This window comes from Phycisphaeraceae bacterium (assembly GCA_040222855.1).
In the GTDB taxonomy this organism is placed as follows: Bacteria; Planctomycetota; Phycisphaerae; order Phycisphaerales; family Phycisphaeraceae; genus Mucisphaera.
Window position 1 is genome coordinate 1 of the sequence record JAVKCD010000021.1, and the last position, 1,230, is coordinate 1,230.

At 64.0% G+C, this 1,230-nt stretch carries 1 protein-coding gene; it reads left to right on the plus strand.

Annotated elements, in window-relative coordinates; translation table 11 throughout:
• The first annotated feature begins 113 nt into the window (after positions 1-113).
• Positions 114-1,178 (plus strand): IS481 family transposase, encoded by a 1,065-nt coding sequence (locus RIG82_09725; protein MEQ9461216.1) that lies wholly within the window; start codon positions 114-116, stop codon positions 1,176-1,178.
• Positions 1,179-1,230: the final 52 nt, after the last annotated feature.

Below are 1,230 nucleotides of genomic sequence, written 5' to 3' on the forward strand. Positions count from 1 at the left end.
TGTGCTGAGATGGTAATCACCTGACAGGTGCCCACGAAAAAGGACGGTGGCCGCTGGCCCCTTCCGGAGCTAGATGAGAGGTGTCGAATCACTCACTAGAACCGGGGGAGTCAATGACCACCGCCCAGAAGGAAAAGATAGCGCGTCGGAAGCTGAGCCTGCTACAGCTGGCGCAGGAGCTTGGCAACGTGAGCAAGGCGTGCAAGATCGTCGGCTACAGCCGCCAGCAGTTCTACGAAATCCGCAGGAACTTCCAGACCTATGGCGCCGAGGGGTTGCTCGACCGACTGCCGGGTCCGAAGGGGCCGCATCCGAACCGCGTCCCGCAGGAGATCGAGGAGGCCATCCTGGCCCACTGCCTCGATCACCCGACCCACGGGGCGCAGCGCGTTGCAGACGAGCTCCTGCTTCAAGGCGTCCAGGTGAGCTCAGGAGGCGTCCGAGGCGTATGGAGCCGCCACGGGCTGCTGACCAAGCACGAGCGCCTTCTGCGCCTCGAAGAATCGGCCAAGGAACGCAAGCTCGAACTCACCGACGCACAGATCCAGGCGCTCGAGCGATTCAGCCCTGAGTTCCGGGAGCGCCACATCGAAGTCCACTACCCGGGCGACCTGGTGGCCGTCGATACCTTCTTCGTCGGCACCCTCAAAGGCGTCGGGAAGGTCTACCTCCAGACCGTCCTCGACTGCTACAGCCGCCACGCCTGGGCTCGGCTCTACACGAGCAAGCTCCCGCTCACAGCCGTGCAGGTGATGAACAACGATGTCCTGCCGTTCTTCGACGAACACGGCATCCGCGTCCGAGTCGTCCTGAGCGACAACGGCCGCGAGTTCTGTGGCCGACCCGACCGGCACCCCTACGAACTGTTTCTCCAACTCGAAGAGATCGAGCACCGCACGACCAGGGTCCGCCGGCCCCAGTCCAATGGCTTCATCGAGCGCTTCCATCGTACTCTGCTCGACGAGCACCTGAGGGTGAAGGGCCGCACCACCTGGTACGAGACCGTCGAGGAGATGCAGGCCGATCTCGACGAGTACCTGGCCACCTACAACACCCGCCGGCCCCACCGGGGACGAGGCATGGAGGGGCACACCCCCTACCGTGTCTTCAAGGCCGGCTTGAAGGACGCCAAGAAGGCCGCCCGCGACCGGGCAAAGGAGGACGACAGGGCAGCCTAGCCGAACGACGCTCCGGAGGGGGCCACTGTCAGGTCATTACCATCCTTGTACA